18 protein-coding genes and 1 pseudogene are annotated in these 24,383 nt (G+C 70.7%); 15 read left to right on the forward strand and 4 right to left on the reverse strand.

What is annotated here, in order from left to right:
- Positions 1 to 150: 150 nt before the first annotated feature.
- Entirely contained in the window at positions 151 to 282 is a 132-nt protein-coding gene (locus IH68_RS59235; RefSeq protein WP_107056436.1) for a hypothetical protein, read from the forward strand.
- 54 nt (positions 283 to 336) lie between these two features.
- Here the strand turns inward: IH68_RS59235 and IH68_RS0134430 are convergent, their stop codons facing one another.
- Positions 337 to 1,899, reverse strand: coding sequence for a purple acid phosphatase family protein (locus IH68_RS0134430; RefSeq protein WP_030942929.1), 1,563 nt, complete (start codon positions 1,897 to 1,899; stop codon positions 337 to 339).
- Between the two features lie 142 nt (positions 1,900 to 2,041).
- Here IH68_RS0134430 and IH68_RS0134435 point away from each other — a divergent pair, with 142 nt between their 5' ends.
- Complete coding sequence (locus tag IH68_RS0134435) at positions 2,042 to 3,085, forward strand: 3-isopropylmalate dehydrogenase (protein ID WP_030942930.1); 1,044 nt, start codon at positions 2,042 to 2,044, stop codon at positions 3,083 to 3,085.
- Between the two features lie 284 nt (positions 3,086 to 3,369).
- Positions 3,370 to 4,458, forward strand: coding sequence for a branched-chain amino acid aminotransferase (locus tag IH68_RS0134440; RefSeq protein WP_030942931.1), 1,089 nt, complete (start codon positions 3,370 to 3,372; stop codon positions 4,456 to 4,458).
- A 132-nt stretch (positions 4,459 to 4,590) separates the two neighbouring features.
- Here the strand turns inward: IH68_RS0134440 and IH68_RS53890 are convergent.
- Positions 4,591 to 5,970: pseudogene (locus IH68_RS53890) on the reverse strand (cytosine permease); the annotation flags it as partial.
- A 124-nt stretch (positions 5,971 to 6,094) separates the two neighbouring features.
- Between IH68_RS53890 and ureA the strand changes: the two are divergent.
- The 8 genes from ureA to cimA all read left to right on the forward strand — a co-directional run bounded on the left by ureA (position 6,095) and on the right by cimA (position 15,319).
- Positions 6,095 to 6,778, forward strand: a complete 684-nt coding sequence (gene ureA, locus IH68_RS0134470; protein WP_030942933.1) for an urease subunit gamma — start codon at positions 6,095 to 6,097, stop codon at positions 6,776 to 6,778.
- Positions 6,775 to 8,469 (forward strand): urease subunit alpha, encoded by a 1,695-nt coding sequence (locus IH68_RS0134475; protein WP_030942935.1) that lies wholly within the window; start codon positions 6,775 to 6,777, stop codon positions 8,467 to 8,469. The genes ureA and IH68_RS0134475 overlap by 4 nt, the downstream gene beginning before the upstream one ends.
- A gap of 39 nt (positions 8,470 to 8,508) precedes the next feature.
- Positions 8,509 to 9,546 (forward strand): agmatine deiminase family protein, encoded by a 1,038-nt coding sequence (locus IH68_RS0134480; RefSeq protein ID WP_030942937.1) that lies wholly within the window; start codon positions 8,509 to 8,511, stop codon positions 9,544 to 9,546.
- A gap of 39 nt (positions 9,547 to 9,585) precedes the next feature.
- Entirely contained in the window at positions 9,586 to 10,077 is a 492-nt protein-coding gene (locus tag IH68_RS52420; protein ID WP_030942941.1) for a hypothetical protein, read from the forward strand.
- Positions 10,074 to 10,676 (forward strand): TetR/AcrR family transcriptional regulator, encoded by a 603-nt coding sequence (locus IH68_RS0134490; protein ID WP_030942943.1) that lies wholly within the window; start codon positions 10,074 to 10,076, stop codon positions 10,674 to 10,676. The genes IH68_RS52420 and IH68_RS0134490 overlap by 4 nt, the downstream gene beginning before the upstream one ends.
- Positions 10,677 to 10,812: 136 nt before the next feature.
- Positions 10,813 to 12,090, forward strand: a complete 1,278-nt coding sequence (locus tag IH68_RS0134495) for a TolB family protein (RefSeq protein ID WP_159403766.1) — start codon at positions 10,813 to 10,815, stop codon at positions 12,088 to 12,090.
- A gap of 31 nt (positions 12,091 to 12,121) precedes the next feature.
- Positions 12,122 to 13,396 (forward strand): PD40 domain-containing protein, encoded by a 1,275-nt coding sequence (locus tag IH68_RS0134500; RefSeq protein WP_030942947.1) that lies wholly within the window; start codon positions 12,122 to 12,124, stop codon positions 13,394 to 13,396.
- 318 nt (positions 13,397 to 13,714) lie between these two features.
- The gene (cimA, locus tag IH68_RS0134505; RefSeq protein ID WP_030942949.1) at positions 13,715 to 15,319 is read left to right on the forward strand and encodes a citramalate synthase; all 1,605 of its coding nucleotides are present in this window, start codon (positions 13,715 to 13,717) and stop codon (positions 15,317 to 15,319) included.
- 219 nt (positions 15,320 to 15,538) lie between these two features.
- On the opposite strand, the gene IH68_RS0134510 is transcribed toward cimA, so the two are convergent.
- Positions 15,539 to 17,404: a lectin gene (locus IH68_RS0134510; RefSeq protein ID WP_030942951.1), complete on the reverse strand. Its 1,866-nt coding sequence runs from the start codon at positions 17,402 to 17,404 to the stop codon at positions 15,539 to 15,541.
- A gap of 116 nt (positions 17,405 to 17,520) precedes the next feature.
- On the opposite strand from IH68_RS0134510, the gene IH68_RS0134515 reads away from it, so the two are divergent.
- Both IH68_RS0134515 and IH68_RS0134520 read left to right on the forward strand, forming a co-directional pair.
- Positions 17,521 to 20,553, forward strand: coding sequence for a glycoside hydrolase family 3 protein (locus IH68_RS0134515; protein WP_030942952.1), 3,033 nt, complete (start codon positions 17,521 to 17,523; stop codon positions 20,551 to 20,553).
- Between the two features lie 57 nt (positions 20,554 to 20,610).
- Positions 20,611 to 21,984 (forward strand): hypothetical protein, encoded by a 1,374-nt coding sequence (locus tag IH68_RS0134520; RefSeq protein WP_030942954.1) that lies wholly within the window; start codon positions 20,611 to 20,613, stop codon positions 21,982 to 21,984.
- Between the two features lie 24 nt (positions 21,985 to 22,008).
- Here the strand turns inward: IH68_RS0134520 and IH68_RS0134525 are convergent, their stop codons facing one another.
- Complete coding sequence (locus tag IH68_RS0134525; protein WP_030942956.1) at positions 22,009 to 22,458, reverse strand: MarR family winged helix-turn-helix transcriptional regulator; 450 nt, start codon at positions 22,456 to 22,458, stop codon at positions 22,009 to 22,011.
- A gap of 76 nt (positions 22,459 to 22,534) precedes the next feature.
- Here IH68_RS0134525 and IH68_RS0134530 point away from each other — a divergent pair, with 76 nt between their 5' ends.
- A complete protein-coding gene (locus IH68_RS0134530; protein WP_159403767.1) occupies positions 22,535 to 23,617 on the forward strand; it encodes an FUSC family protein in 1,083 nt (360 codons plus the stop codon).
- A gap of 9 nt (positions 23,618 to 23,626) precedes the next feature.
- Positions 23,627 to 24,175: a hypothetical protein gene (locus IH68_RS0134535; RefSeq protein ID WP_030942962.1), complete on the forward strand. Its 549-nt coding sequence runs from the start codon at positions 23,627 to 23,629 to the stop codon at positions 24,173 to 24,175.
- The last annotated feature ends 208 nt before the right edge of the window (positions 24,176 to 24,383 follow it).

Raw genomic sequence — 24,383 nt, forward strand, 5'->3', positions numbered from 1 at the left:
TTTTGTAGGAGCCGAACGTCTCGCTCGACCAAGCGAATGGCGGTCGTGAGCGCGCCCCGTGCAGGCAACCCCTGCGGCACCGCTCCCCGCCCCATCCGGCGTCTCGTAACCCCTTTCCGCACTCCCGGATTTCGAAGGAGTCGATTTCCCATGGCCGAGACGACCGCACGCCGCCGAGTCCGTCACATCTCCCGTACGAGCGAGTCCGACCGCAAGAACGCCGCAGCCGCCCTCCAGCGCGCCCTCGATCGCAGGGACAACGGCGGTTCGACCGGCCACTGAGCCGGGCATCACCACTGAGCCGGGAGCCGCACCCGCATGAGGTGCGGCGCGGACTCACACCCCGCGCCGCACCTCGAAGTGATCGATGCGCTCGCCGCTGTCCGTGAGCGCCGACACCTTCAGGGCGGGCTTCGCACCGCTCTCCGCCTCCACCGTGAGCAGGGAGAAGCCCCGGTAGCGCACCCGCGACCACTCCACGGTCTCCGCCGCGGAGGCCTTCGACCTCGTCCACCGGAAGGTGCCGACGGAGTCGTGGTGCGTTACGTGCCCCTCGTAGCTCTCCTTCACGCCCGCCGGGAAGCCGTACAGATCACGGCCACCGCCGCCCGCCGTGACATACACGATCCCGTCCCGTGCCGGGTCGGTCGACGCACCGATGGGGACCGGCCTGCCGACCTCGCCGTTCCTGATGGCGTCCGTCCGCTCGTACACATGGTTGTGGCCGTTGATCACCAGGTCCACCTGGTGCTTGGCGAACAGCGGCAGCCACTCCGCGCGCACGCCGCCGTCGGAGGCGTGCGCGGAGGTCGAGTAGGCGCAGTGGTGGAAGAAGACGACGACGAAGTCGACGTCGTTCGCAGCCCGCAGCTCGGCCAGCTTCCGGTCCAGCCACTTCGTCTGCCTGCCGCCCGTGTAGCCGAAGTTGGCGGGGATCTCGTACGAGACGTCGTTGGCGTCCAACGCCACGAAGCCGACGTTGCCGTAGGTGAACGCGTACACCCCGGGCGCCGTGCGGGCGTCGAAGCCGCTGTCCGGGAGGGAGAAGCGGGCCAGCTGGCCGCCGTAGCCCTCCGGCGAGTACCAGGCCTCCATGTCGTGGTTGCCGGTCGTCACCATCCAGGGCACCGACCTCGCCACCGGCTCGTTCTGCTTGAGGAACAGGTCCCAGAACGCGGGGTCGTAGCCGTCCGACTTCTCGCCCCGGCCGTTGGTGTCGGCGTAGCAGATGTCACCCGCGTGCAGATGGAAGGCGGGCTTCTGGCGCAGGATGACGTGGTCGTTGGCGGCCGCGGCCTGGCTGACGCCCTGGTCGCCGAAGGCCGTGAACACGAACTTCTCCGGGGACGCCGGCGCCGTGCGGAAGGTGCCGATCGTCGAGCGGTGCTTCGGGGAGGCCGGATCGAAGCCCTCGTGGCCCACGCCGTAGTAGTACGTCGTGCCGGGGCGCAGGCCGTCCAGGGCCGCGTGCAGGTAGTACTGCTCCAGCGCCGGACGCACACCCGTCACGCCCGGCGTGTGCAGATCGCGGACCTCGGCCTCGATCTTCCGGCTCAGGTCGTCGGGGGTGGAGCCGATGCGGACATACGGCTTCCGCACGGCCAGCGGGACCTGCCACGAGACCCGCATCTGTGACTTCGGGTCGGCGCCGAAGGCGAGATGGCGGCCGAAGGGGGAGACGACCGAGCCGTGCACCGTCGGGGTCGCGGGCGCCGAACTCCTCGTGCCCTGCGCTCCCGATCCGCCGCCGCAGCCGGTCAGCGCCCCGCCCGCTGCCACTGCGCCGGCCGTCACCAGCGTGCGGCGCCGGATCAGCTTGGTGCGCAGGTACTCGTGCTGCTCGGCCATGCTCATCCGGCTTGCGAGCTGTGGCGGGATGCCGACGTCGGGGATGTCCATGGGAGGGAACTTCCCAGCGATGGCCAACGCCCGCCAGACATACGGGTGAACGGGTGGCGACCAGTTGACGCCCTCCGTCATCGGTGTGTCCGTATGGCGGACATGGCATGTCATTCCATGGGACGAGGAGTAGGGTTCCCGCATGTCTCGCAGCATCAATCTCGCAGTGATTCCCGGTGACGGCATCGGCCAGGAGGTCGTGGCCGAAGGTCTGAAGGTCCTCTCCGCCGTCCTTCCGCAGGATGTGAAGCTGGAGACCAAGGAGTACGACTTCGGCGCCCAGCGCTACCACGCCACCGGTGAGACCCTCACCGACGCCGACCTCGACGCGCTGAAGAAGCACGACGCCATTCTGCTGGGCGCGATCGGTGACCCGAGCGTCCCCTCCGGCGTCCTGGAGCGCGGCTTCCTGCTCAAGCTCCGTTTCGCCTTCGACCACCACGTCAACCTGCGGCCGAGCAAGCTGCTCCCGGGTGTGGCCACCCCGCTGGCCGGCGAGCCGAGCATCGACTTCGTCGTGGTCCGTGAGGGCACCGAGGGCCCGTACACCGGCAACGGCGGCACCATCCGCAAGGGCACCGAGCACGAGGTCGCCACCGAGGTCTCCGTCAACACGGCCTTCGGTGTGGAGCGCGTCGTCCGCGACGCCTTCGCCCGTGCGCAGGCCCGCCCGCGCAAGAAGCTCGCGCTGATCCACAAGAACAACGTGCTGACCTTCGCGGGTCACCTGTGGACCAACATCTTCAACAAGGTGGCCGCGGAATTCCCCGAGGTCACCACCGAGTACATGCACGTCGACGCGGCGACCATCTACCTGGTCACGCAGCCCGAGCGCTTCGACGTGATCGTCACCGACAACCTCTTCGGCGACATCATCACCGACCTCGCCGCGGCCGTCTCCGGCGGCATCGGCGTCGCCGCGAGCGGGAACATCAACCCGTCCGGCGAGTTCCCCTCGATGTTCGAGCCCGTGCACGGCTCGGCGCCCGACATCGCAGGCCAGGGCAAGGCCGACCCCTCCGCCACGGTGCTGTCCGTCGCGCTGCTCCTGCGTCACCTCGGCTACGAGGCCGAGGCCGCCCGTATCGACGAGGCGGTCTCCGCCGACCTCGCCGAGCGCACCGGCAAGCCCGCCCGCTCCACGTCGGAGATCGGTGACGCGCTGGCCGTACGAGTAGCCGGCTGACCCTCCCCCAGAGCCTTAAGGGCCTGGGGGGACCCCCAGGCCACTCGAAACACTTCGAAGCCGCCGGGTCGCATCAGCACCCGGCGGCTTCCGCTGTGTCCCCGCCGGGTGCCACCATCATCCCCTGGGCCGCATTTCACGCCGTTTCTTCCACGGCCTCCGCCTTGCGATAATCGAACGCGGAGCCGCGGATTGAGGGAATGCTCGGACGTCCTAGCACTGGCCACCGGCCGTACGGACGTGAGCGCGGCCCGTCACACACAACCGGTGAAGGACAACCACTCATGACGACGCCCACGATCGAGCTCAAGCCCTCGGCCTCGCCACTCTCCGACGCGGAGCGCGAGGCGATCCTGGCGAACCCCGGGTTCGGCCGCCACTTCACCGACCACATGGTGACGATCAAGTGGACCGAGGGCCGCGGCTGGCACGACGGTCAGCTCGTCCCCTACGCCCCGCTCTCCCTCGACCCGGCCACGATGGTCCTGCACTATGCGCAGGAGATCTTCGAGGGCCTCAAGGCCTACCGCCAGCCCGACGGCTCCGTCGCCACCTTCCGCCCCGAGAAGAACGCCGAGCGCTTCCAGCGCTCCGCGCACCGCCTCGGGATGCCCGAGCTGCCGGTCGAGACGTTCATCGAGGCCTGCGACGCCCTGGTCCAGCAGGACAAGGCATGGGTCCCGGCGCACGGCGGCGAGGAGTCCCTCTATCTCCGCCCCTTCATGATCGCGACCGAGGTCGGCCTGGGCGTGAAGCCCGCCAACGAGTACCTCTTCCTGGTCATCGCCTCCCCGGCCGGTGCCTACTTCCCCGGCGGCGTCAAGCCGGTCACCATCTGGCTCTCCGAGAACCGTGTCCGCGCCGTCCCCGGCGGCACCGGCGACGCCAAGACCGGAGGCAACTACGCGGCCTCCCTGCTCGCCCAGGCCGAGGCCGCCGCCAAGGGCTGCGACCAGGTCTGCTACCTCGACGCGGTCGAGCACAAGTGGGTCGAGGAACTCGGCGGCATGAACCTGTACTTCGTGTACGGCGACAAGATCATCACGCCGTCGCTGACGGGCTCCATCCTCGAGGGCGTCACCCGTGACTCGCTCCTGACCGTCGCCCGCGATCTCGGCTACGAGTCCGAGGAGGGCCGCGTCTCCATCGACCAGTGGCAGCGCGACGCCGAGAACGGCACGCTGACGGAGGTCTTCGCGTGCGGTACCGCCGCCGTGATCACGCCGGTCGGCACGGTGAAGCGCGCGAGCGCGGAGTGGCAGCAGGCGGGGGGCGAGCCCGGTGAGGTCACCCTCCGGATGCGGGAGGCTCTGCTGGACATCCAGCGAGGCACTGCCGTGGACCGGCACGGGTGGATGCACCTTCTCGGCTGAGGGCTGAGCCGGGTTCTGTGCGGGGGGCTCCCGTGGCCCTACTGGGGGGGCTGCGCCCCCCAGGCCCCCCGCTTCGGCCTGAACGGCCTCGTCCTCAAACGCCGGACGGGCTGAGGTGACTGAACGCGACCCGGACAGGGCCCTTGGCTGCAGCAGATACGTGATGCCGCCCACCAGCCCCGACAACACGAAACTGCAGTCCACCCCGCCTGTCAGTGACAGCAGCGGGCCCTCGTACGACGGCAACGACACCGCGAGCAGCCCGGTCGCCGCACCCGCCGCCCAGGACACCGCCGCCGGGATGTTCCAGCCCGCGCGGTACCAGTAGATCCCGCCCCGCGACCGGCGGTTGAACACCTGCAGCGCGTCCGCGTCGTACACCCCCCGGCAGCGGACGAAGCCGATCAGCGTGATCACTGCCCACGGCGTGCCGATCGCGGTGAGCAGGAGGACGAAGGACGTCATGGCGTCCTGCGCGCTCGAGTAGTAGTGGCCGACGAAGACGCAGGCCGTCGCGACCGCGGCGACCGTGTACGTGGCTCGGGCCCTGGACGCGCGCGGCAGGATCGCGTCCAGGTCGAGGCCCATGGAGTACAGCATCAGACCGGCGTTGCCGACCGAGCCCGCGGTGGCGGACAGCAGGAGCGGGATCAGGTACCAGGCGGGGGACGCGGTCACCAGCGGGCCCGCGTAGTCCGTCGCCGCGCGGGCCGCGTACGCCGTGAAGGTGCCGAAGAGCTGGGGGACCAGCAGGCCCAGGATCAGGCCGAGCCAGGTCGCGTGCAGGACCCGGCGGGAGGAGTGGCGGTCCGGGGAGATGTAGCGGGTGTAGTCGCCGAGGAGGGTGATGAAGGCGATCGGGCCGGACAGGCCCGCGGCCACCGTCGCCAGGAACCAGGTCGGCCAGTAGCCGCCCAGCAGATAGCCGCCGGTCTCGGGGATCGCCGAGGTGGTGAAGTGCGGGGCGTAGGCGATGACGCCCAGCGCCAGCAGGGCCGTCATGCCGATCGCCAGGACCCGGGACATGGCCAGCAGCACCCGGTACCCGTACACCGCGCCCGCGACCGTCGCCCCGGCGAGGACCGCGTAGACCAGGGCGTACGCCACTCCGTCCACCGGCAGACCGAACAGTCGCCGCAGCACGCCCACCATCACGTCCCCGCCGATCCACACGGTCAGCGCCGTGTAGCCGAGGGCGAGGAGCAGACCGACCACCGAGCCGACCAGCCGGCCGCGCACGCCGAACTGGGCGCCGGAGGAGGTGGAGAGGTTCGTCGCGGTGCGCAGGGAGATCAGGGCCAGGGGCGCAGTCAGGGCCGTGCCCGCCACCGTGCCGACCACGATCGAGCTCAGCGACGACCACCAGTCGAGCCCGAACGACGGCGGGAGCCAGCCGAAGATGATCACGCCCAGACAGAGGTTGGAGCCCAGGAGGATCGAGACGAGATCGCGGGGCCCGCTGGTGCGTTCCTCGTCGGGGATGGTGTCGACTCCGCGCTGTTCTATCGAGATCGGCATGGCGGCCCTTTCGGTTGGTTAGAGCGGCACTCAATGTGACCCTTGGCGCTGAGACCGTCAAGACCTTCCTCCTGGCGGATTCTTTGTTTAGAGTGTTGCTCTAAATGGAGGGATGGACATGCGGCTGACACCGACCGAACGCGACCGGCTGCTGCTCTTCGGGGCCGCCGAGCTGGCCCGGGCGCGACGGGCCCGGGGCCTTCGGCTCAACGTGCCCGAGGCCACCGCGCTGATAGCGGACACCGTCTGCGAGGCCGCCCGCGACGGCGCCCGGCTCGCCGAGGCCATCGAGCGCGCCCGGTCCGTCCTCGGCCCGGACGATGTGCTGCCCGGCGTCGCGGACGTCGTCACCGAGGTGCATGTCGAGGCGGTCTTCGACGACGGTTCGCGGCTCGCGGTGGTGAGCGATCCGATCGGCGGGGGCGGGCTGGGGGAGCAGGCGCCGGGCGCGTTGCTGCCCGGGCCGGAGCATGCCGAGCCCGAGGCGGTCGTGCGGCTGACGGTGACCAACACCGCCACCGTGCCCGTCTCCGTCACCTCCCACTTCCACTTCTTCGAGGCCAACCCGCGCCTCGACTTCGTACGAGAACAGGCCTATGGGATGCGGCTCGCCGTGCCCGCCGGGTCGTCGGTGCGGTTCGGGCCGGGGGAGAGCGTCGAGGTCGGCTTGGTGCCGATCGGGGGCGAGCGGGTCGCGATCGGGTTCGCGGGGCTCGTCGACGGGGCGCTGGACGCGCCGGGGGCGAAGGAAGAGGCCCTGCGCAGGGCCGCCGCCTGCGGATATCTGGGAGCAGACCGATGAGCAACGACTTCAACGCGAGCATCGATCCTCGTGCCTATGCCGCCACCCACGGGCCCCGCGCCGGCGACCGGGTCCGGCTCGGTGACTCCGGGCTGACCGTCCGCGTCGAGTCCGACTCTCAGCGGTACGGCGACGAGTTCCTCGCCGGCTTCGGCAAGACCGCCCGCGACGGGCTGCACCTCAAGGCAGCGGCCGTCCGGGAGACCTGTGACGTCGTCATCAGCAATGTGGTGGTGATCGACGCCGTGCAGGGGATCCGGAAGGTGTCGATCGGCATCCGGGAGGGGCGGATCTGCTCGATCGGGCGCGCCGGGAACCCCGACACCCTCGACGGGGTCGACGTCGTCGTCGGTACCGGGACCTCGATCGTGTCCGGCGAGGGGCTCATCGCCACCGCCGGTGCCGTCGACACGCACGTCCATCTGCTCTCGCCGCGGATCATGGAGGCCTCGCTGGCGTCCGGCGTGACCACGATCATCGGGCAGGAGTTCGGGCCCGTGTGGGGGGTCGGCGTCAACTCGCCGTGGGCGCTGCGGCACGCCTTCAACGCCTTCGACGCCTGGCCGGTCAACATCGGCTTCCTGGGGCGCGGTTCGTCCTCGCACTCCGCGCCTCTGGTGGAGGCGTTGGCCGAGGGTGGCGCGAGCGGCTTCAAGGTGCACGAGGACATGGGCGCCCACACGCGTGCCCTGGACACGGCGTTGCGTGTCGCCGAGGAGCACGACGTCCAAGTCGCCCTGCACAGCGACGGGTTGAACGAGTGCCTGTCGGTGGAGGACACCCTGCGAGTGCTGGAGGGGCGGACCATCCACGCCTTCCACATCGAGGGGTGCGGCGGCGGTCACGTCCCCAACGTCCTGAAGATGGCGGGTGTCCCGAACGTCATCGGCTCCTCCACCAACCCCACCCTGCCCTTCGGGCGGGACGCCGTCGCCGAGCACTACGGCATGATCGTCTCCGTCCACGACCTGAAGACCGACCTGCCGGGCGACGCCGCCATGGCGCGCGACCGTATCCGTGCCGGGACCATGGGCGCCGAGGACGTGCTGCACGACCTGGGCGCGATCGGCATCACCTCGTCCGACGCGCAGGGCATGGGGCGGGCCGGCGAGACCGTCCGCCGTACCTTCGCCATGGCCGGGAAGATGAAGGCAGAGTTCGGCGCCCCGGACGAGCACGACAACGAGCGCGTCCTGCGCTACATGGCCAAGCTGACCATCAACCCGGCCATCGCGCACGGGCTCTCGCACGAGGTCGGGTCGATCGAGGTCGGCAAGCTCGCCGACATCGTGCTGTGGCGGCCGGAGTACTTCGGAGCGAAGCCGCAGCTCGTCCTCAAGTCGGGCTTCCCGGCGTACGGCGTGGTCGGCGACCCCAATGCGGCGACGGACACCTGCGAACCGCTGGTCCTCGGACCGCAGTTCGGGGCGCACGGCGCGACGCCCGCCGAGATCTCCGTCGCCTTCGTCGCCCAGGCCGCCCTGGACCAGGGCAACGACACCATGCCGACCCGGCGCAGAAGGGTCGCCGTCCGCGGCACCCGCGGCATCGGACCCGCCGACCTGCGGCTCAACTCCCGTACCGGAGCGGTGGATGTCGACCAGCAGACCGGTCTGGTCACCCTCGACGGAGAGCCGGTCCGCTCGCAGCCGGCCGACTCCGTCTCCCTCAACCGCCTCTACTTCCTCTGATTCCTCTGCTCCCTTTGCTTCCTCTGACAAGGACCTTCCATGTCTGCTGCCGCCGACGGCTTCCGCATGCCCGCCGAATGGGCCCCGCACGAGCGCACCTGGATGGCATGGCCGGGGCCGAATCCCACCTTCGAGGACCCGGAGGACCTCGCCGCCTCCCGCGCCGCCTGGGCCGCGGTCGCCCGTGCGGTCCGCCGCTTCGAGCCGGTGACGGTGGTGTGCGGGCCGGGGCAGTCGGCGCTCGCGCAGGAGCTGCTGGGCCCGGACATCGACACCGTGGAGCGCGAGCTGGACGACGCGTGGATGCGGGACATCGGCCCGACGTTCCTCACGAACGGGCGTGAACTCGCCGCCGTCGACTGGACGTTCAACGGCTGGGGCGCCCAGGGCTGGGCCCGCTGGGAGCACGACGCGAAGGTCGCCGCGTATGTCTCGGACCTCGCGGGCGCGAAGACGTATGCCTCGAAGCTCGTCAACGAGGGCGGTGCGATCCACGTCGACGGCGAGGGGACGGTCCTGCTCACCCAGACCGTGCAACTCGGCCCCGAGCGCAACCCGGGCTGGACGAAGGAACAGGTCGAGGCGGAGATCCATGCCCACCTCGGCACCCGCAAGGCGATCTGGCTGCCCCGCGGCCTCACCGGCGACTATCCGCCGCACGGCTTCGGCACCCTCGGCCATGTCGACATCGTCGCCGCGTTCGCGCGCCCCGGTGTGGTGGTCGCACACTCCCAGCCCGATCCGGCGCACCCGGACCACGAGGTGACGAAGGAGGTCATCGGGCTGCTGAAGGCGCAGACGGACGCGCGGGGCCGCAGCCTGGAGGTCGTCGAGGTCCCGGCGCCCACCGTGCTGGAGGCCGACGGCCACTGGGCCGACTACTCCTACATCAACCACTACCTCTGCAACGGCGGCGTCGTGCTCTGCGGCTTCGACGACCCGCGCGACGAGATCGCCGCCGGGATCTTCCGCCGGCTCTTCCCGGAGCGGACGGTGACCCTCGTGGACGCCCGGACGATCTTCGCGGGCGGCGGCGGCATCCACTGCATCACGCAGCAGCAGCCGAAGCTCCGCTGACGACCCGCGCCGGGCACCGGGGTCAGGTAGAACATACGGGTGAACGTGCTGATCTGCGCCGCCTGCGGAGGCCGGCTGACCGAGCCCGTCCGGCAACTGGACGAGATGCCCGAGTACCCGGGCCGGGACGGGCTCCCGGGCCCGGACGGCAGGCGGCACGGCCCGCCGAGCGTCCCCCGCGGCACCTACGTCGTCGACCCGCTGCCCTTCGGGGCGCCGTTCGAGCCGGTCGATCCCGACGAGGAGTACGACGGGGTCGTGCCCGGCGGCAAGTGGAAGTTCGACGAGCGGGGCGCGCTGGTCTCCGCCGGGCCGCGCGGCACCTACGTGCTGCACCCGGACGACGTCGTGGGCATCACCCCCCACTCCGACCACCGGCGCCTCACCGGCTGCTGCGGTCCGAACGGGGACGACGGGGTCAACCACGTCTGCGGGTGCGGGGCCGAGGTCGCCATCGTGGCCGCAGACTGCTTCAGCGGCTACGAGACGCGGCTCGTCCCGGATGCCGTGCGCGTGGAGGCGGCCACGTGACCGCCCGGCGCCGCACTCCCGCCCCGCCCCGCGAACAACTCCTCGCCGCCGCCATGGGCATGATCGCCGAGCGCGGTCTGGAGAAGCTCACCATGGCCGCCCTCGGCCGCGAGGTCGGCATGAGCAGCGGGCATCTCCTCTACTACTTCCGCTCCAAGGACGAGCTGCTGCTGGAGGCCCTGGAGTGGAGCGAGGGCCGGCTGGGTGCCGAACGCGGACGGCTGCTGGCGCGCGGCGGCACGGCCCGCGAGCGGCTCGACGCCTACGTCGACCTGTATGTCCCCGACGGTCACCGCGACCCGCACTGGACCCTCTGGCTGGAGGTCTGGAACCGCTCGCAGAACGCCGACGAGGATGCCCGCGACCGGCAGGCCGCCATCGAGGGCGTCTGGCACCGCGACCTGGTGGCACTGCTCGCGGAGGGGGTGTCGCGCGGGGAGTTCCGCCGTGTCGACCCCGACCGTTACGCGGCTCGGCTGCGGGCCCTGCTGGACGGCTTCTCCATCCATGTGGCGATCGGGCTGCGCGGGACGGACCGGGCGCAAGTTCTCGGCCATGTACGGGAGTTCCTGGACGAGAGCCTGCTCGCGGACGTCTGAGCCCCTGCCCCGGTTGTACTCAATTCGGCGGATTGACGCTGTCCCGCGTGGTGCGCTTGCCTCGGAAGGAGCCCTTGGCGCAGGGCCGGGGGACAAGCGTCACACGGGGAACACAGGGGGAATCGTGCTCAGAGCCATGCGTGGGATGTCCGTCGCGGTGGTTGCGGGAGCCATGGTCGCGTTGACGGCGACGCCGTCGTCCGCGGCAGCGGCGCCCGGGCCGGGGACCGAGCGGGTCACGCTGTCGGCGACGCGGGAGCAGGCCGACGAGAACGCGTACGGACCGCAGTTCAGCGCGGACGGCCGGTTCGCCGTCTTCACGGCGTACGCGTCCAATCTGGTGCCGGGCGACACCAACCGCAGCTCGGACGTCTTCGTGCGCGATCTGCGCAAGGGGACGGTCGAGCGGGTCGATGTCGCCTCGGACGGCGCGCAGGCGGTCGGCGGCGAGTCGCAGGCGCGGGCCATCAGTGCCGACGGCCGGTACGTGCTGTTCAGCTCCAACGCCAGGAACCTGGTCCACTGGGACAACCCGCCCACGAACGAGGCAGCCCAGGACATCTACCTGCACGACCGGCGCACCGGCCGCACGGAGCGGATCAGCGTGGCCCTCGACGGTGGCTCCGCCTTCACGGCCGCCGCCGCCATGTCGCCGAACGCCCGCTACATCGCCTTCAACGCCAAGGCCGACCGGATGGAGACGAACCCCCGCGACCTCTTCGGGATCGTGTATCTCCTCGACCGCCGCACCGGCACAGTGGAGCGGATCAGCAACCGGGACCGCCCGGACAACCCTTCCCTGCTGCAGGGACTCAGCGACAACGGCCGCTATGTGGCGTACACCCAGCTGGTGCCGCGCAGCTCGTACGGCCGCACCTGGGTGCACGACCGCCGCACCGGCACCGAGGAACAGGTCAACGTCAAGCCGGACGGCACCCCGGCCCAGCGGTACGCGCTGCCCGCCTCGCTCTCCGCCGACGGCCGCACCATCGCCTTCGACTACTGGGGCGACGAGGAACTGGTCCCGGGCGAGAACCCCGACACCGGGTCCACCGTCTACGTGCGCGACCTGCGGGCAGACGTCACCCGGCGGGTCAAGGCCGGCCCCGCGGGCGAGGACGGGATCAGCGGGCCCGTGCTCAGCCCCGACGGCCGGTACGTGACCTACGAGGCACAGCCGAAGGTGCCGGACGGGCGCCTCGGGCCCGACAACGTCTACCTCCGCGACCTGCGCACCGGCTCCACCCGTCTGGTCAGCGAGTCCGTCACGGGCGGACCCGTCACGGACGAGTCCGTCGCCGTCTACGCGGTGAGCGCGGGCGCCCGCCGCATCGGCCTCGGCAGCTACTCCAGCCAGCTCGTCGCGGGCGACACCAACGGCTTCTACGACGGCTTCGTCCGCCGTATGCGCTGAACCCGACTGCAAGGAACTCAGGGGGACTTCCATGCACCTCGTACGACGCAGCACGGTCCTGGGCGCCGCCGCCCTGGTCGCCACGCTCGCCGGGACGACCCTCCCGGCCGCGGCCGTCTCCTCACCCCGGACCTCCCGGGTGAGCACCGCCACCGACGGACACCAGGCCGACGGTGCCTCCTCCGCGCCCGCGATCAGCGCCGACGGACGGTACGTCGCGTTCGTCTCGGCCGCCGACGACCTGGTCCCGGGCGACCGGAACGGCACGGCCGACGTCTTCGTCAAGGACCTGCGCACCGGCCGTACCCAGCGGGTCGCCGACGGTCCGGCGAGCGACCCCGCGCTCAGCGGGGACGGCCGCTACGTCGTCTTCGCCACGGCGGCCGCGCTCGCGAAGGACGACGACAACGGTGTCGACGACATCTACCTCATCGACCGCCGCACCCACCGCACCGAACGCATCAGCACCGGCCGCCCGACCAGCTGGATGCCCAACTCCATGCCCGCGATCAGCGCGGACGGCCGGACCGTCGCCTACGTCACCTCGGCCCCCGACGCCGCCCCGGGCGACACCAACGAGCGGGCCGACGTGATCGTCCACGACCGCACGACGGGGAAGAACCAGCTCGTCCAGTACACGACCGCAGGTGTCCTGGCCGACGCCGACGCCCTGTTCCCCTCCCTCAGCGCGGACGGCCGCTACGTCACCTTCGACACGCCGGCCCTGCTCGACCCCGACCACGCGGACGTCTCCAGGACGAGGCTCGTCTACCTGCGCGACCTGCGCACCCAGACCACGGAGCTGATCAGCCGGCCGACCGGCTACGCCTACAAGAACTACGCGGACGCGTCGTCGATCAGCGGGAGCGGGCGGCTGGTGGCCTTCGAGTCCGGCCTGTACTCGCTGGTGCCCGACGACACCAACAAGGCCGCCGACGTCTTCGTGTACGACCGGGCTGCCCGGACCACCGTCCGCGTCAGCACCGCCGCCGACGGCACCCAGGCCGACGGCCCCAGCGGCAGCGTGAGTCTGAGCGCGAACGGCCGCCATGCGGCGTTCACGTCGGCCGCCGACAACCTCGTCCCCGGCGACACCAACGGCGTCGCCGACATCTTCCTCAAGGACCTGAAGACCGGCGCCGTGGAGCGCGTGAGCCTGACCGCGGACGGAGGCCAGGCCGACGGCCCCTCCGACGCGGTCTCCCTGAGCACCACCGGCCGGGCCGCCTTCTCCTCGGCGGCGACGAACCTGGTCCCCGGCGATACCAACTCGGTCGCCGACGTCTTCGTACGCCACCTGCGGTGATCAGCACAGTGCTCGCATTCTGAGACGGAGGGTGAGCGCGGGGGCGGCTTGTGCCAGACTGCCCCCGTGCTCTCGTTCGCCATGATTATTGGCAGCAGGCGCGCCGGTCCGCAGTGACCGCCACGTACGACCAGGTACGGGCGGACACCGTCGTCCTCGACCCGCGCGCAGACCTCTCGCACCCGCGAGGGGTTTTTCGCTTTTCTGGCCCACCTCTAGCCGGGAGCGGAGCGCGAGGGATCATTGGGGACGGTGGAGCCGGTCATTCCGGTACAGACCGCGATCCAACGGGATCCAACAGCAGGAGCCTTGAACACCATGACCGCAACCAGCGAGCTCGACGATTCGTTCCACGTCTTCGACACCACGCTGCGCGACGGCGCGCAGCGCGAGGGAATCAACCTCACGGTCGCGGACAAGCTGGCCATCGCACGGCACCTGGACGAGTTCGGCGTGGGCTTCATCGAGGGCGGCTGGCCCGGCGCCAACCCGCGGGACACCGAGTTCTTCGCCCGCGCCCGGCAGGAGATCGACTTCCGGAACGCCCAGCTCGTCGCCTTCGGCGCCACCCGCCGCGCCGGTGCCAAGGCGAGCGAGGACCCGCAGGTCAAGGCGCTCCTGGACTCGGGCGCCGAGGTGATCACCCTGGTCGCGAAGTCGCACGACCGGCATGTGGAGCTGGCGCTGCGGACAACGCTGGACGAGAACCTGGAGATGGTCCGCGACACGGTCTCGTACCTCCGTGAGCAGGGCCGCCGGGTGTTCGTCGACTGCGAGCACTTCTTCGACGGCTACCGCGCCAACCCGGAGTACGCCAAGGCCGTCGTACGGGCCGCCGCCGAGGCCGGGGCGTCCGTGGTGATCCTCTGCGACACCAACGGCGGCATGCTCCCCGCCCAGGTCCAGGCCGTCGTCTCGACCGTCCTCGCCGACACCGGCGCCCGGCTCGGCATCCACGCCCAGGACGACACCGGCTGCGCGGTCGCCAACACCCTCGCCGCCGTCGACGCGGGCGCGACCCACGTCCAGTGCACGGCGAACGGCTACGGCGAGCGCGTCGGCAACGCCAACCTCTTCCCGGTCGTCGCGGCCCTGGAGCTCAAGTACGGCAAGAAGGTCCTGCCCGATGGCGCGCTCCGCGAGATGACCCGGATCTCGCACGCCATCGCCGAGGTCGTGAACCTCACCCCCTCCACACACCAGCCGTACGTCGGTGTCTCGGCCTTCGCCCACAAGGCCGGCCTGCACGCCTCCGCGATCAAGGTCGACCCCGACCTGTACCAGCACATCGACCCCGAACTGGTCGGCAACACCATGCGGATGCTCGTGTCCGACATGGCCGGCCGCGCCTCGATCGAGCTCAAGGGCAAGGAGCTCGGCATCGACCTGGGCGGCGACCGTGAGCTGGTCGGCCGGGTCGTCGAGCGCGTCAAGGAGCGCGAGCTCAAGGGCTACACCTACGAGGCTGCGGACGCGAGCTTCGAACTGCTCCTGCGCGCCGAGGTCCAGGGCAAGCCCCTGCGCTACTTCGAGGTCGAGTCCTGGCGCGCCATCGTCGAGGACCGCCCCGACGGCACCCACGCCAACGAGGCCACGGTCAAGCTCTACGCCAAGGGCGAGCGCATCGTCGCCACCGCGGAGGGCAACGGCCCGGTCAACGCCCTCGACCGCGCCCTGCGCGTGGCCCTGGAGAAGATCTATCCCCAGCTGGCCAAGCTCGACCTCGTCGACTACAAGGTCCGCATCCTGGAGGGCGTCCACGGCACACAGTCCACCACCCGTGTCCTGATCTCCACCTCCGACGGCGGCGGCGAATGGTCCACGGTGGGCGTGGCGGAAAACGTCATCGCAGCATCGTGGCAGGCCCTGGAGGACGCGTACACGTACGGCCTGCTACGGGCGGGCGTGGAGCCGGCGGAGTAGCCAAATCCTGGGGGCTGGCCCCAAATCCAGCCTCTCCGGCGTTTGAGGAGCGCGGATCTGGGGGCTGGCCCCAAATCCAGCCTCTCCGGCGTTTGAGGAGCGCGGATCTGGGGGCAGGCCCCAAATCCAGCCCCTCCGGCGTTTGAGGAGCGGGGGTCCGGGGGCCGGCCCCCGGTACGGGACGGGTAGGGGCGGCGGGGGCGAAAAACCCGGCCGCGCCTACTGCAAGTGCCACTTCTGGTTGGCGGCCCCCGTACACGACCAGATCTGCACCCGCGCCCCGTTCACCGACGAGTTGTCCGTGACATCAAGGCACTTGTTCGCCGCCACATCCACGACATCCCCCGTCGAGGCGTCGTACGCCCACCGCTGCGCCCCACTCCCATTGCAGTCGTACAACTGCACCTTCGCCCCATCGGCAGTCGAACCCGAGGTCACGTCAAGGCACTTGCCGAGCGCCCGGACCGAACCGTCCGCTTGGACCGCCCACTGCTGCGCGGCCGACCCGTTGCAGTCGTAGAGCTGCACCGCCGTACCGTTCGCACTCGAACCGCCCGCCACATCAAGGCACTTGCCCGCAAGCCCGACGAACGCCCCCGACTGCGCGCCCCCGCCGGACTGCGTACCCGACCAGGTGAACGTCGCCGACGTCCGGCCCGGCAGTGAGTAAGTCGCGTGCTGTGAGCCCCAGTTGATGGTCACCGTCCTGGCCGCCGACGCGTCGTTGTAGGCGATCAGGGCCTTCGAACCGTCCGGATTGCGCCAGGCCACGTTCGGCACGGCCGTGGACGCCGTCGAAGCGATCCGCTGGGCCCCCGGGCGGACGAACTTCGTCAGGTGGCCCATCGTGTAGTACTCGACCGTGTAGTCGACGGTCCCGCTCGCCCCGTCCCCGTTGTGCACGGTGATCAGTCCGGTACAGGTCCCGCACCCGCCGTTGTGCGGGCCCATGTTCTGGTCCACCGCCAGCGACCACTTGGTCACGGACTTCGCCCAGTTCCGCGTGTAGTCCACGATGTTGAGCATGTCCTCGCGCTGCTGGTCGGCGATCCAGGTGCCGCCCGAGTGCTCGGTGCCGAAAGCGTCCAGCGAGGGGTACTGGTTGTGCACCGACGTCTGTTTGCCGACGTCACCGCCGTAACCGTGCCAGGCGATCCCGCCGAAGTTGGGGTGGTTGCGGATCGTCGAGTCGTCCACGGACGCGGCCGCGTAGGAGTCGTACACGTCCCAGTTCCAGTCGTGCGCCAGCACCTTCGTCGACAGACCGGCCGACTGTAGTTTCGGCAGCAGCTCGTTCTTCAGGAAGTACGCGAGGCCGCTCGCGTTCCAGCTCATCGACGGGTAGCCGGAGCAGCAGGTGGGCTCGTTCTGCGGGGTCACGTACGAGACGTCGACGCCCTGGTCCCTGTACGCCTGGAGGTACTTCACGAAGTAGGTGGCGTACGCCCCGTAGTCCTCCGCCTTCAGCCAGCCGCCGTTGAGCGAGCCGCTGTCCTTCATCCAGGCCGGGGCCGTCCATGGCGAGGCCATGACAGTCAGAGAGGGGTTGAGCTGGAGGGCCTGCTTCGTCAGCGGCACGACGTCCGCGAGGTCGTGCGCGATGGAGAAGCTGTTCAGGTTCGGGTCCGTCTGCCCGGCCGGCACGTCGTCGTACGTGTAGCCGTACCGCGCCAGGTCCGAGGCGCCCATCGGATTGCGCAGGAACGACAGCCCGATCCCGTCCGTCGGTGAGAACAGCTTCCGCATGGTCGCGTCCCGTGTGGCCTGCGAGAGGGCCCCGCTGGAGTTCATCAGCCAGGCCGCGGTGTCCGTGAAGGAGGCACCGCCGCCGGTGAAGGTCTGGTACCGGGTGTTCTCGTCGACGGTGATGTTCTCGCCGCCGCCCCCGGTGCCGGACTGGAAGGCGAACGGTGTCTGGGGCTGGAGGCCGCGCGTCACATGACGTCCGGCGGAGTCGTCGGTGGTGGTGAGCCAGGCGGTGACCTGCTCACCGGCGGCGTGTGCGGGGGTCGTGGCCGCGGTGATGCCGGCCGTGGAGAGGAGTCCGGCCAGCAGTAGCCGGACCGTGCGGGGGGTTCTCCTCATGCTGCCTCGCCCTTCCTGAAATGTCTGACGTGACGTCTTGACGGTCCTGTGGGTCGTTAGTTAACTCACGTCGTGATCTAAGTCATGAGTGAACCACGAGAGTCGAGGGATGGTCCATGCCAAGAACGGCTCTGCTCGTCTCGCGAAGAAACGCTCTGCTTGTCTCCGCGGCCGTCCTCGCCGCCGCGCTGCCACTGTCCTCGGCCCGAGCGGCCGACGACCCGGCCCCCACACCCGTCGACCGCTTCGAGGGCGAGGTCCCCTTCGCCTCCCAGCCCGCGGAGGGCATCTTCACCTGGGGCGGCGACAGCGACGACCCGCCCGCGCTGCAGCTGACCGCAAGACCCGACGCCCCCGAGGGGGCGAAGGTCCTGTCCGGCACTTACGACATCAGCGGCTACGGCGGCTTCACCCACGACTTCGCCGCCAACCAACCCGCCCACGACTGGTCCGCCCACAAGGGCATCCGCTTCTGGTGGGACGGCCAGGACAACAACAAGAAGATCGCCTTCGAGATCAAGGACGGCGGCGCGAACGGCGAGGCTTCCGAGCTCTGGACGACCTCCTTCACCGACGACTTCACCGGCTGGAAACAGGTCGAGATCCCCTTCGCCGACTTCGCCTACCGGACCGACTACCAGCCGGTCGGCGGCATCGACCACGTCCTCGGGCTCACACAGATGTGGGGCTACGCCGTCACCCTCCCGGTCGGCGGCAAGGACCGATTCGCCATGGACGACGTCGAGTTGTACGGCAGGGCCGACCAGTCCCTGCGCGCCTCCGTCACCACGGACGCCGCCGTGTACCCCGTAAAGGAGGGCGGTACGGCCACGGTCGAGGTCACCCTCGCCACCACCGGCTCCGCCCCCGTCGACGACCCGGTGACCGTCACGTACGAGACCACGGGCGGTACCGCCGACCCCGGCAAGGACTACACACCGGTCACCGGAACCCTCACCTTCCCCGCCGGTACGGCCTCCGGCGCGACGCGGACCATCCACGTGCCGACCCTGCGCGACCGGTCCGCCGAGTCCGCCGAGACGATCCCGCTGAAGCTCACGGTCACCGGCGCCAAGCCCCCGGCCGAGACCCCGCAAGTGGTGATCGACGCGCACGGACTGGCGTATCTGGACAGCAAGTTGCCGGTCGGGAAGCGCGTCGCCGACCTCGTCTCCCGTATGTCCCTGGCGGAGAAGGCGGGCCAGATGACCCAGGCCGAGCGCGGGGCGGTCGGGGGCGGTGGCGACATCGCGGCCTACGACCTCGGTTCACTGCTCTCCGGCGGCGGTTCCACGCCCACGCCCAACACCCCCGAGGCCTGGGCGAGGATGATCGACGGCTTCCAACTCCGGGCGCAGGCAACCCGGTTCCAGATCCCGCTGATCTACGGAGTGGATGCCGTCCACGGCCACAACAACCTCGTCGGCGCCACGATCATGCCGCACAACATCGGCATCGGCGCCACCCGCGACCCCCAACTCGCCCAGAAAACAGGAGCGGTGACCGCGTCCGAGGTCCGCGCCACCGGCGTCCCCTGGGACTTCGCCCCCTGCCTCTGCGTCTCCCGCGACGAACGCTGGGGCCGCTCCTACGAGTCCTTCGGTGAGGACCCGGCTCTCGTCGAGTCCATGGAGACGATCATTCAGGGGCTCCAAGGCCGCGCTGACGGGCGGGACTTGAAGAGGAACGACAAGGTCCTCGCCACCGCCAAGCACTTCGTCGGCGACGGCGGTACCGAGTACGGCTCGTCCACCACCGGCACATACACCATCGACCAGGGCGTCACCAAGGTCACCCGGCAGCAGCTGGAGGCCGTCCACCTGGCGCCGTACCGGACCGCCGTCGACCGGGGCATCGGTACGGTCATGCCCTCGTACTCCTCCCTCGACATCCTCGGCGACGGCCAGGGCCCGGTGAAGATGCACGCCCGCGCCGACATGATCAACGGCGTGCTCAAGGGCCGTATGGGCTTCGACGGCTTCGTGATCAGCGACTGGAACGCCATCGACCAGCTCCCCGGCGACTACTCCTCCCACGTGCGCACGTCCGTCAACGCGGGCGTCGACATGATGATGGTGCCGTACTCGTACAAGGACTTCACCGCGCAGCTGATCGCCGAGGTGCAGGCCGGTCGCATCAGCGAGCGACGGGTCGACGACGCCGTCTCGCGCATCCTCGCGCAGAAGTTCCGGCTGGGGCTCTTCGAGAAGCCGTATGCCGACACGAGCGGGGCCTCCGCGACCGGCTCCGCCGCCCACCGGGCCGTCGCAAGGCAGGCGGCCGCCGAGTCGCAGGTCCTGCTGAAGAACGCGAACGGCGTGCTGCCCCTGAAGAAGGACCAGAAGGTCTACGTCGCCGGGTCCGACGCCGACGACCTCGGCAACCAGACCGGCGGCTGGACCGTCACCTGGCAGGGCGCGTCCGGCACCCACACCCAGGGCACGACGATCCTGGCGGGGATGCGCAAGGACGGAGACGTCACCTACTCCAAGGACGCCTCCGCGCCCACGAGCGGCTACGACGTCGGTGTGGTCGTCGTCGGCGAGACCCCGTACGCCGAGGGTGTCGGCGACGTCGGCAACGGACACGATCTGCAGCTGTCCGCCGCCGACAGGGCCGCCGTGGACAAGGTGTGCGCGGCCATGAAGTGCGCGGTGCTGATCGTCTCCGGGCGCCCCCAGCTGATCGGCGACCGGCTCGGCGAAATCGACGGCCTGGTCGCCTCCTGGCTGCCGGGCACGGAGGGTGACGGGGTGGCCGACGTGCTGTACGGCAAACGCCCCTTCACCGGTCAACTCCCGGTCACCTGGCCCAAGTCCGAGGCGCAGCTGCCGATCAACGTCGGCGACACGGCGTACGACCCGCAGTTCCCGTACGGCTGGGGCCTGACGACCCTGACCAAGGTGCCCGAGGGCGGTGCGGTGACCCTGAAGGCGCTCGCGGTGGCCGCCGCCGTCGCCGAGAAGGCGGGCGCGGACGAGGCCGGCCGCGCGCTCGTCACCAGGGCCCGGCTGATCGTCCAGCAGAAGGCGGGCACGGCCGTCACGGAGGCGGTCGCCAAGCCCTTCGCCGACGCCGACCACCTCTCCCTCACCGGACGGTACGGGGCGGCCGTGGAGAAGCTGATCACGGCCTACCGGGCCGCCTGAGGTGGACGCCACCTGAAAGGATGACCAGTTTTGGGAGGCTTCGGGTAGCTTCGAACCATGAAGGCCGTCGTACGGACCCGAAGCCTCCCGGGGCTGCTCCTGGCCCTGCTGCTCGCCGCCCTGACCGTAGTGTCGGCGGGCTCCCCGCCGGCCTCCGCCGCCACGAGCGTCTCGACGATCGCCGAGGCCCTGCGCAAGAGCCCGGTCTATGTCGACCCGGCTGCAGGGGCCCAGCTGTCCTCCGCCGACGCGCACGCCCTCGCCGAACGGATCAAGGACGCCGACAAGCCGCTCTTCATCGCGGTCCTCCCGGCCGGCTACCCCACGACGGACCTCTTCCGGAACCTCCGCACCACCACCGGCATCACGGGCCTGTACGCGATCCGCCTCGGCGACCGCTTCGACGCCAGGGCCGACTCCTCCGTCCTGCCGCGCACCGCCGTACAGAACCTCGTCACGAGTGTCCAGGGCGAAAAGAACGCCAAGACCCAGCTGACCGATTTCACCAACAGCGCCCTCACCAACATGGGCGGCTCCGCCCCGTCGAGCTGGGGCTCCTCCTCCGGTGGCGGCGGGGTGTCGTACACCGCGCTGATCACCGCGGGCGCGGTGCTGGTGGCGGGCGGCGCGGGTGCCTTCATGCTGGTACGACGGGGCCGGCGTCGCAGGGCCGAGGAGCAGCGGGCGGCGCTGGACCGGCTGCGCGTCGTGGTCGACGAGGACATCACGGCCTTCGGTGAGGAGCTGGACCGCCTCGACTTCCATCCGGCGGAGGCGGGTGCCGACGACGCCATGCGCGCCGACTACGAACGTGCGCTGGACGCCTACGAGCGGGCGAAGTCGGCCATGGCCGAGGCCCGTAAGCCCGAGGACGTGCGCGCCGTGACCCAGGCCCTGGAGGACGGCCGCTTCTCGCTGGCCCTGCTCGCCGCCCGCCGCGAGCGCCGCCCTCTGCCCGAACGCCGGCCGCCCTGCTTCTTCGACCCGCGCCACGGCCCGTCCGTCGCCGACGCCGACTGGACACCCCCGGGCGGCGCTCCGCGCGAGGTCCCCGTCTGCGCGGCCGACGCCACCCGCCTGGCCGACGGCCGCGACCCCGTCGTCCGCGAGGTCGACACCGACCAGGGCCGCCGCCCGTACTGGGACGCGGGCCCGGCCTACGGCCCCTGGGCGGGCGGCTACTTCGGCGGCGGCCTGCTGCCCGGCCTGCTCGTCGGCACCCTGCTGGGCAGCATGATGGCGACCCCGTCGTACGCGGCCGACTACGGCTCGGGCTATGGCGACTTCGGCGCGTACGGCAACGGTGGCTACGACGGCGGCGACGTCTCGGGGGCCGACTTCGACCCAGGGGACTTCGGCGGGGGGTTCGGGGACGGAGGGGGCTTCGGCGGGGACGGGGGTGGGGGAGGGGACTTCGGCGGAGGGTTCTGAGCGGGCGGACCGTGGGGCGGCGGATCAGTCGTCCCCTCCCGGCCCCGCAACCTCCGCGTTCGCCAGGCGCTCCATCACCTGCGCCGCCAGCGCGAGTACCCCCCGCTCCGTCTCGCTCAGCGTCCCCAGGGCCTTGGCCAGCCACGCGTCGCGCTCTGCCATGTCCCGCTCCAGCGCGCCGCGCCCCTCCTCGGTCAGGGAGAGCACGGACTGCCGCCGGTCCACTGTGCCCGGCTCGCGCACGATCAGGCCCTCCGCCTCCAACTCCGCGAAGACCCGCGTCAGCGACTGCGGCCGCTGCCGCTCGGCCGCCGCGACCTCGCCGGGCGTGCACGGACCGTGCCGACGCAGATGGCCGAGCACCGTCAGCTGGTTCGGGCTGAGGCTCCCGGCCCCCCGCTCCTGACGCAGCCGACGGTTGAACCGGAGGACGCCACCACGGATGCGGGCGGCTTCGGGGAGGAGGTGGTCCATAGCAGAGATCGTATCCTCGGGGATAATACGCGAATACTTACTACCTTCGATGTCCAGGCCTCAGTAATCTGGGGATGTGACCGCCAAACTAATACGCAACGCGTACGAAGCGGTGCTGACCATGACCGCCGTGCTGCTCTGCTGGGCCGCCACCCTGGTGCTGGAGGGTGCCGTCGGACTGCACACCGATGTGCTCGTCCTCGCGGTCTCCCTGACCCTCAGCCTCTCCGCCACGCAGCGCACCGCCGACACCCGCCGCCGTCTCATCTCACTGGCGCTGCTGCCCGCAACAGCCGGCGTCTCGATCTTCGTCGGCCGGCTGATCGCATCTCATTACGCGCTCGGCGCCACCGTCTACACGGTGTGGATGGCCCTGGCCATCTGGATCCGCCGCTACGGCCCCACCGCCACCAAGATCGGCACCCTGCTCGCCCTGCCGCTGGTCGCCCTCCTCGTCCTCCCCGGCCCCGCGCTGCCGCGCGAGGCGCAGAGGGGGCTGGTGACCTGGGGCTGGTCGGCGGTGGTCGGCGCGCTGGCGTGCGGGTTCGTGTGGCTGGTGCAGGGTGTGGGGGACCGGTTCGGGCCGTGGTCCGCGGAGCCGGCCCCCGAGCCGCCGCGCCGGCCCTCCCGTCTCCACCCCCGCCCCAGCACCCGCATGGCCCTGCAGATGGCGGCCGCGATCGCCGCCGCCTTCGTCCTCGGCACCGTCCTCTTCGACCACCACTGGCCCTGGGTCGTCCTCACCGCGTACGTTGCCGCGAGCGGCAACCGCGGCCGGAACGACGTACTGCGCAAGGGAGTCGAACGCCTCGTCGGCGCCTGCCTCGGCACGCTGCTCGCGGTCGCCGTGGCGGCGGCCGGCGTCACCGGGCATGCCTCCGTGGCGCTGATGTTCGCCGTCCTGACCGTCGCGCTGTGGCTGCGCCCCCTCAACTACGCCTTCTGGGCCGCCGGTATGACCTGCGCCCTCTCCCTCGTCCTCGGCTACTTCGGCCAGGACGCGCAGAGCCTGCTGCCGACCCGGCTGGAGGGGATCGTCGTCGGCGCTGTGCTGTCGGTGGTGTCGGCCTGGTGGCTGCTGCCGGTGCGGCGCAGGCCGGACGGCGACGGCGGAAAAAGCGGCGCCCGTCCGATAGGCATCGGCGTGCCCGGCTCCTAGGCTCAGGACATGGTGACTCCGTCCGAGGGGGAGGACCGGGACCTCGTCGAGACGGCCGACGCGGACCTGCCGCTGCTGAGGGAGCGCTGGCAGGCACTGTCTCGCCGTGCCCGAGCGACGATCGCCGTGTCGGCCTCCGTGGCTTCGCTGGGCGCGCTCCTGGGATACGTAGTCGCCACGCGCCCGCCGCCCGATCCGGTCGCCGCCACCAGCGTCCGGATCACCGGCGTGGAGATGCCGCACCGCTACGGCCTGGACTTCGGCATCACCCTCCAGGTCACCTCCGCCTCCCTCGTCACCTTCACCGGGACGAAGGAGGGCTACGACGACATCCTGCAGATCCTGCCCGTCACCGCCGCCGCGCTCCACCCCGGCCGGGCCCACACCCTGCACACCCGCCTCAACGTCTACTGCCAGTTGCCCCAGCCGAGCCCCGGAACGCCCCTGCTGTTCCTTACCGTTCGCAACGCCCGCGGCGAGGGCCGGGCGCCGGCCGTGCCGACGGCCGCCCAGTTCGAGAGCATCTACCGGGCCGTACAGGAGATCTGCAGGCACTGACCGTACGGACGGGCCGGCCTTCTCAGGACGTGCCGCTCGGGATCACGCAGTTCTTCGGCTGCTCCTTGCCGGTGGGCCAGCCCGGACCGACGAACTTCAGGGTCCCGCGCACGCCCTGGCCCGGGTCCAGTTCGACCACCGCGACCGGCTTGTCGTACGGATGAGCTGCGCCCAGTCCTTCTCGGACATGGCCTGTCGCAGCGAGGCG

Origin of the sequence: Streptomyces sp. NRRL S-646, from assembly GCF_000720765.1 — a bacterium.
Lineage (GTDB): Bacteria > Actinomycetota > Actinomycetes > Streptomycetales > Streptomycetaceae > Streptomyces.

Coding starts and splice junctions, on each gene's coding strand:
- IH68_RS0134495 (WP_159403766.1), top strand. CDS start 10,813: ATGCGTGGGATGTCCGTCGCGGTGGTTGCGGGAGCCATGGTCGCGTTG.
- IH68_RS0134525 (WP_030942956.1), bottom strand. CDS start 22,458: ATGGACCACCTCCTCCCCGAAGCCGCCCGCATCCGTGGTGGCGTCCTC.
- IH68_RS0134435 (WP_030942930.1), top strand. CDS start 2,042: ATGTCTCGCAGCATCAATCTCGCAGTGATTCCCGGTGACGGCATCGGC.
- IH68_RS0134520 (WP_030942954.1), top strand. CDS start 20,611: ATGAAGGCCGTCGTACGGACCCGAAGCCTCCCGGGGCTGCTCCTGGCC.
- IH68_RS0134475 (WP_030942935.1), top strand. CDS start 6,775: ATGAGCAACGACTTCAACGCGAGCATCGATCCTCGTGCCTATGCCGCC.
- cimA (WP_030942949.1), top strand. CDS start 13,715: ATGACCGCAACCAGCGAGCTCGACGATTCGTTCCACGTCTTCGACACC.
- IH68_RS0134440 (WP_030942931.1), top strand. CDS start 3,370: ATGACGACGCCCACGATCGAGCTCAAGCCCTCGGCCTCGCCACTCTCC.
- IH68_RS0134430 (WP_030942929.1), bottom strand. CDS start 1,899: ATGGACATCCCCGACGTCGGCATCCCGCCACAGCTCGCAAGCCGGATG.
- ureA (WP_030942933.1), top strand. CDS start 6,095: ATGCGGCTGACACCGACCGAACGCGACCGGCTGCTGCTCTTCGGGGCC.
- IH68_RS0134510 (WP_030942951.1), bottom strand. CDS start 17,404: ATGAGGAGAACCCCCCGCACGGTCCGGCTACTGCTGGCCGGACTCCTC.
- IH68_RS59235 (WP_107056436.1), top strand. CDS start 151: ATGGCCGAGACGACCGCACGCCGCCGAGTCCGTCACATCTCCCGTACG.
- IH68_RS0134515 (WP_030942952.1), top strand. CDS start 17,521: ATGCCAAGAACGGCTCTGCTCGTCTCGCGAAGAAACGCTCTGCTTGTC.
- IH68_RS0134500 (WP_030942947.1), top strand. CDS start 12,122: ATGCACCTCGTACGACGCAGCACGGTCCTGGGCGCCGCCGCCCTGGTC.
- IH68_RS0134535 (WP_030942962.1), top strand. CDS start 23,627: ATGGTGACTCCGTCCGAGGGGGAGGACCGGGACCTCGTCGAGACGGCC.
- IH68_RS0134480 (WP_030942937.1), top strand. CDS start 8,509: ATGTCTGCTGCCGCCGACGGCTTCCGCATGCCCGCCGAATGGGCCCCG.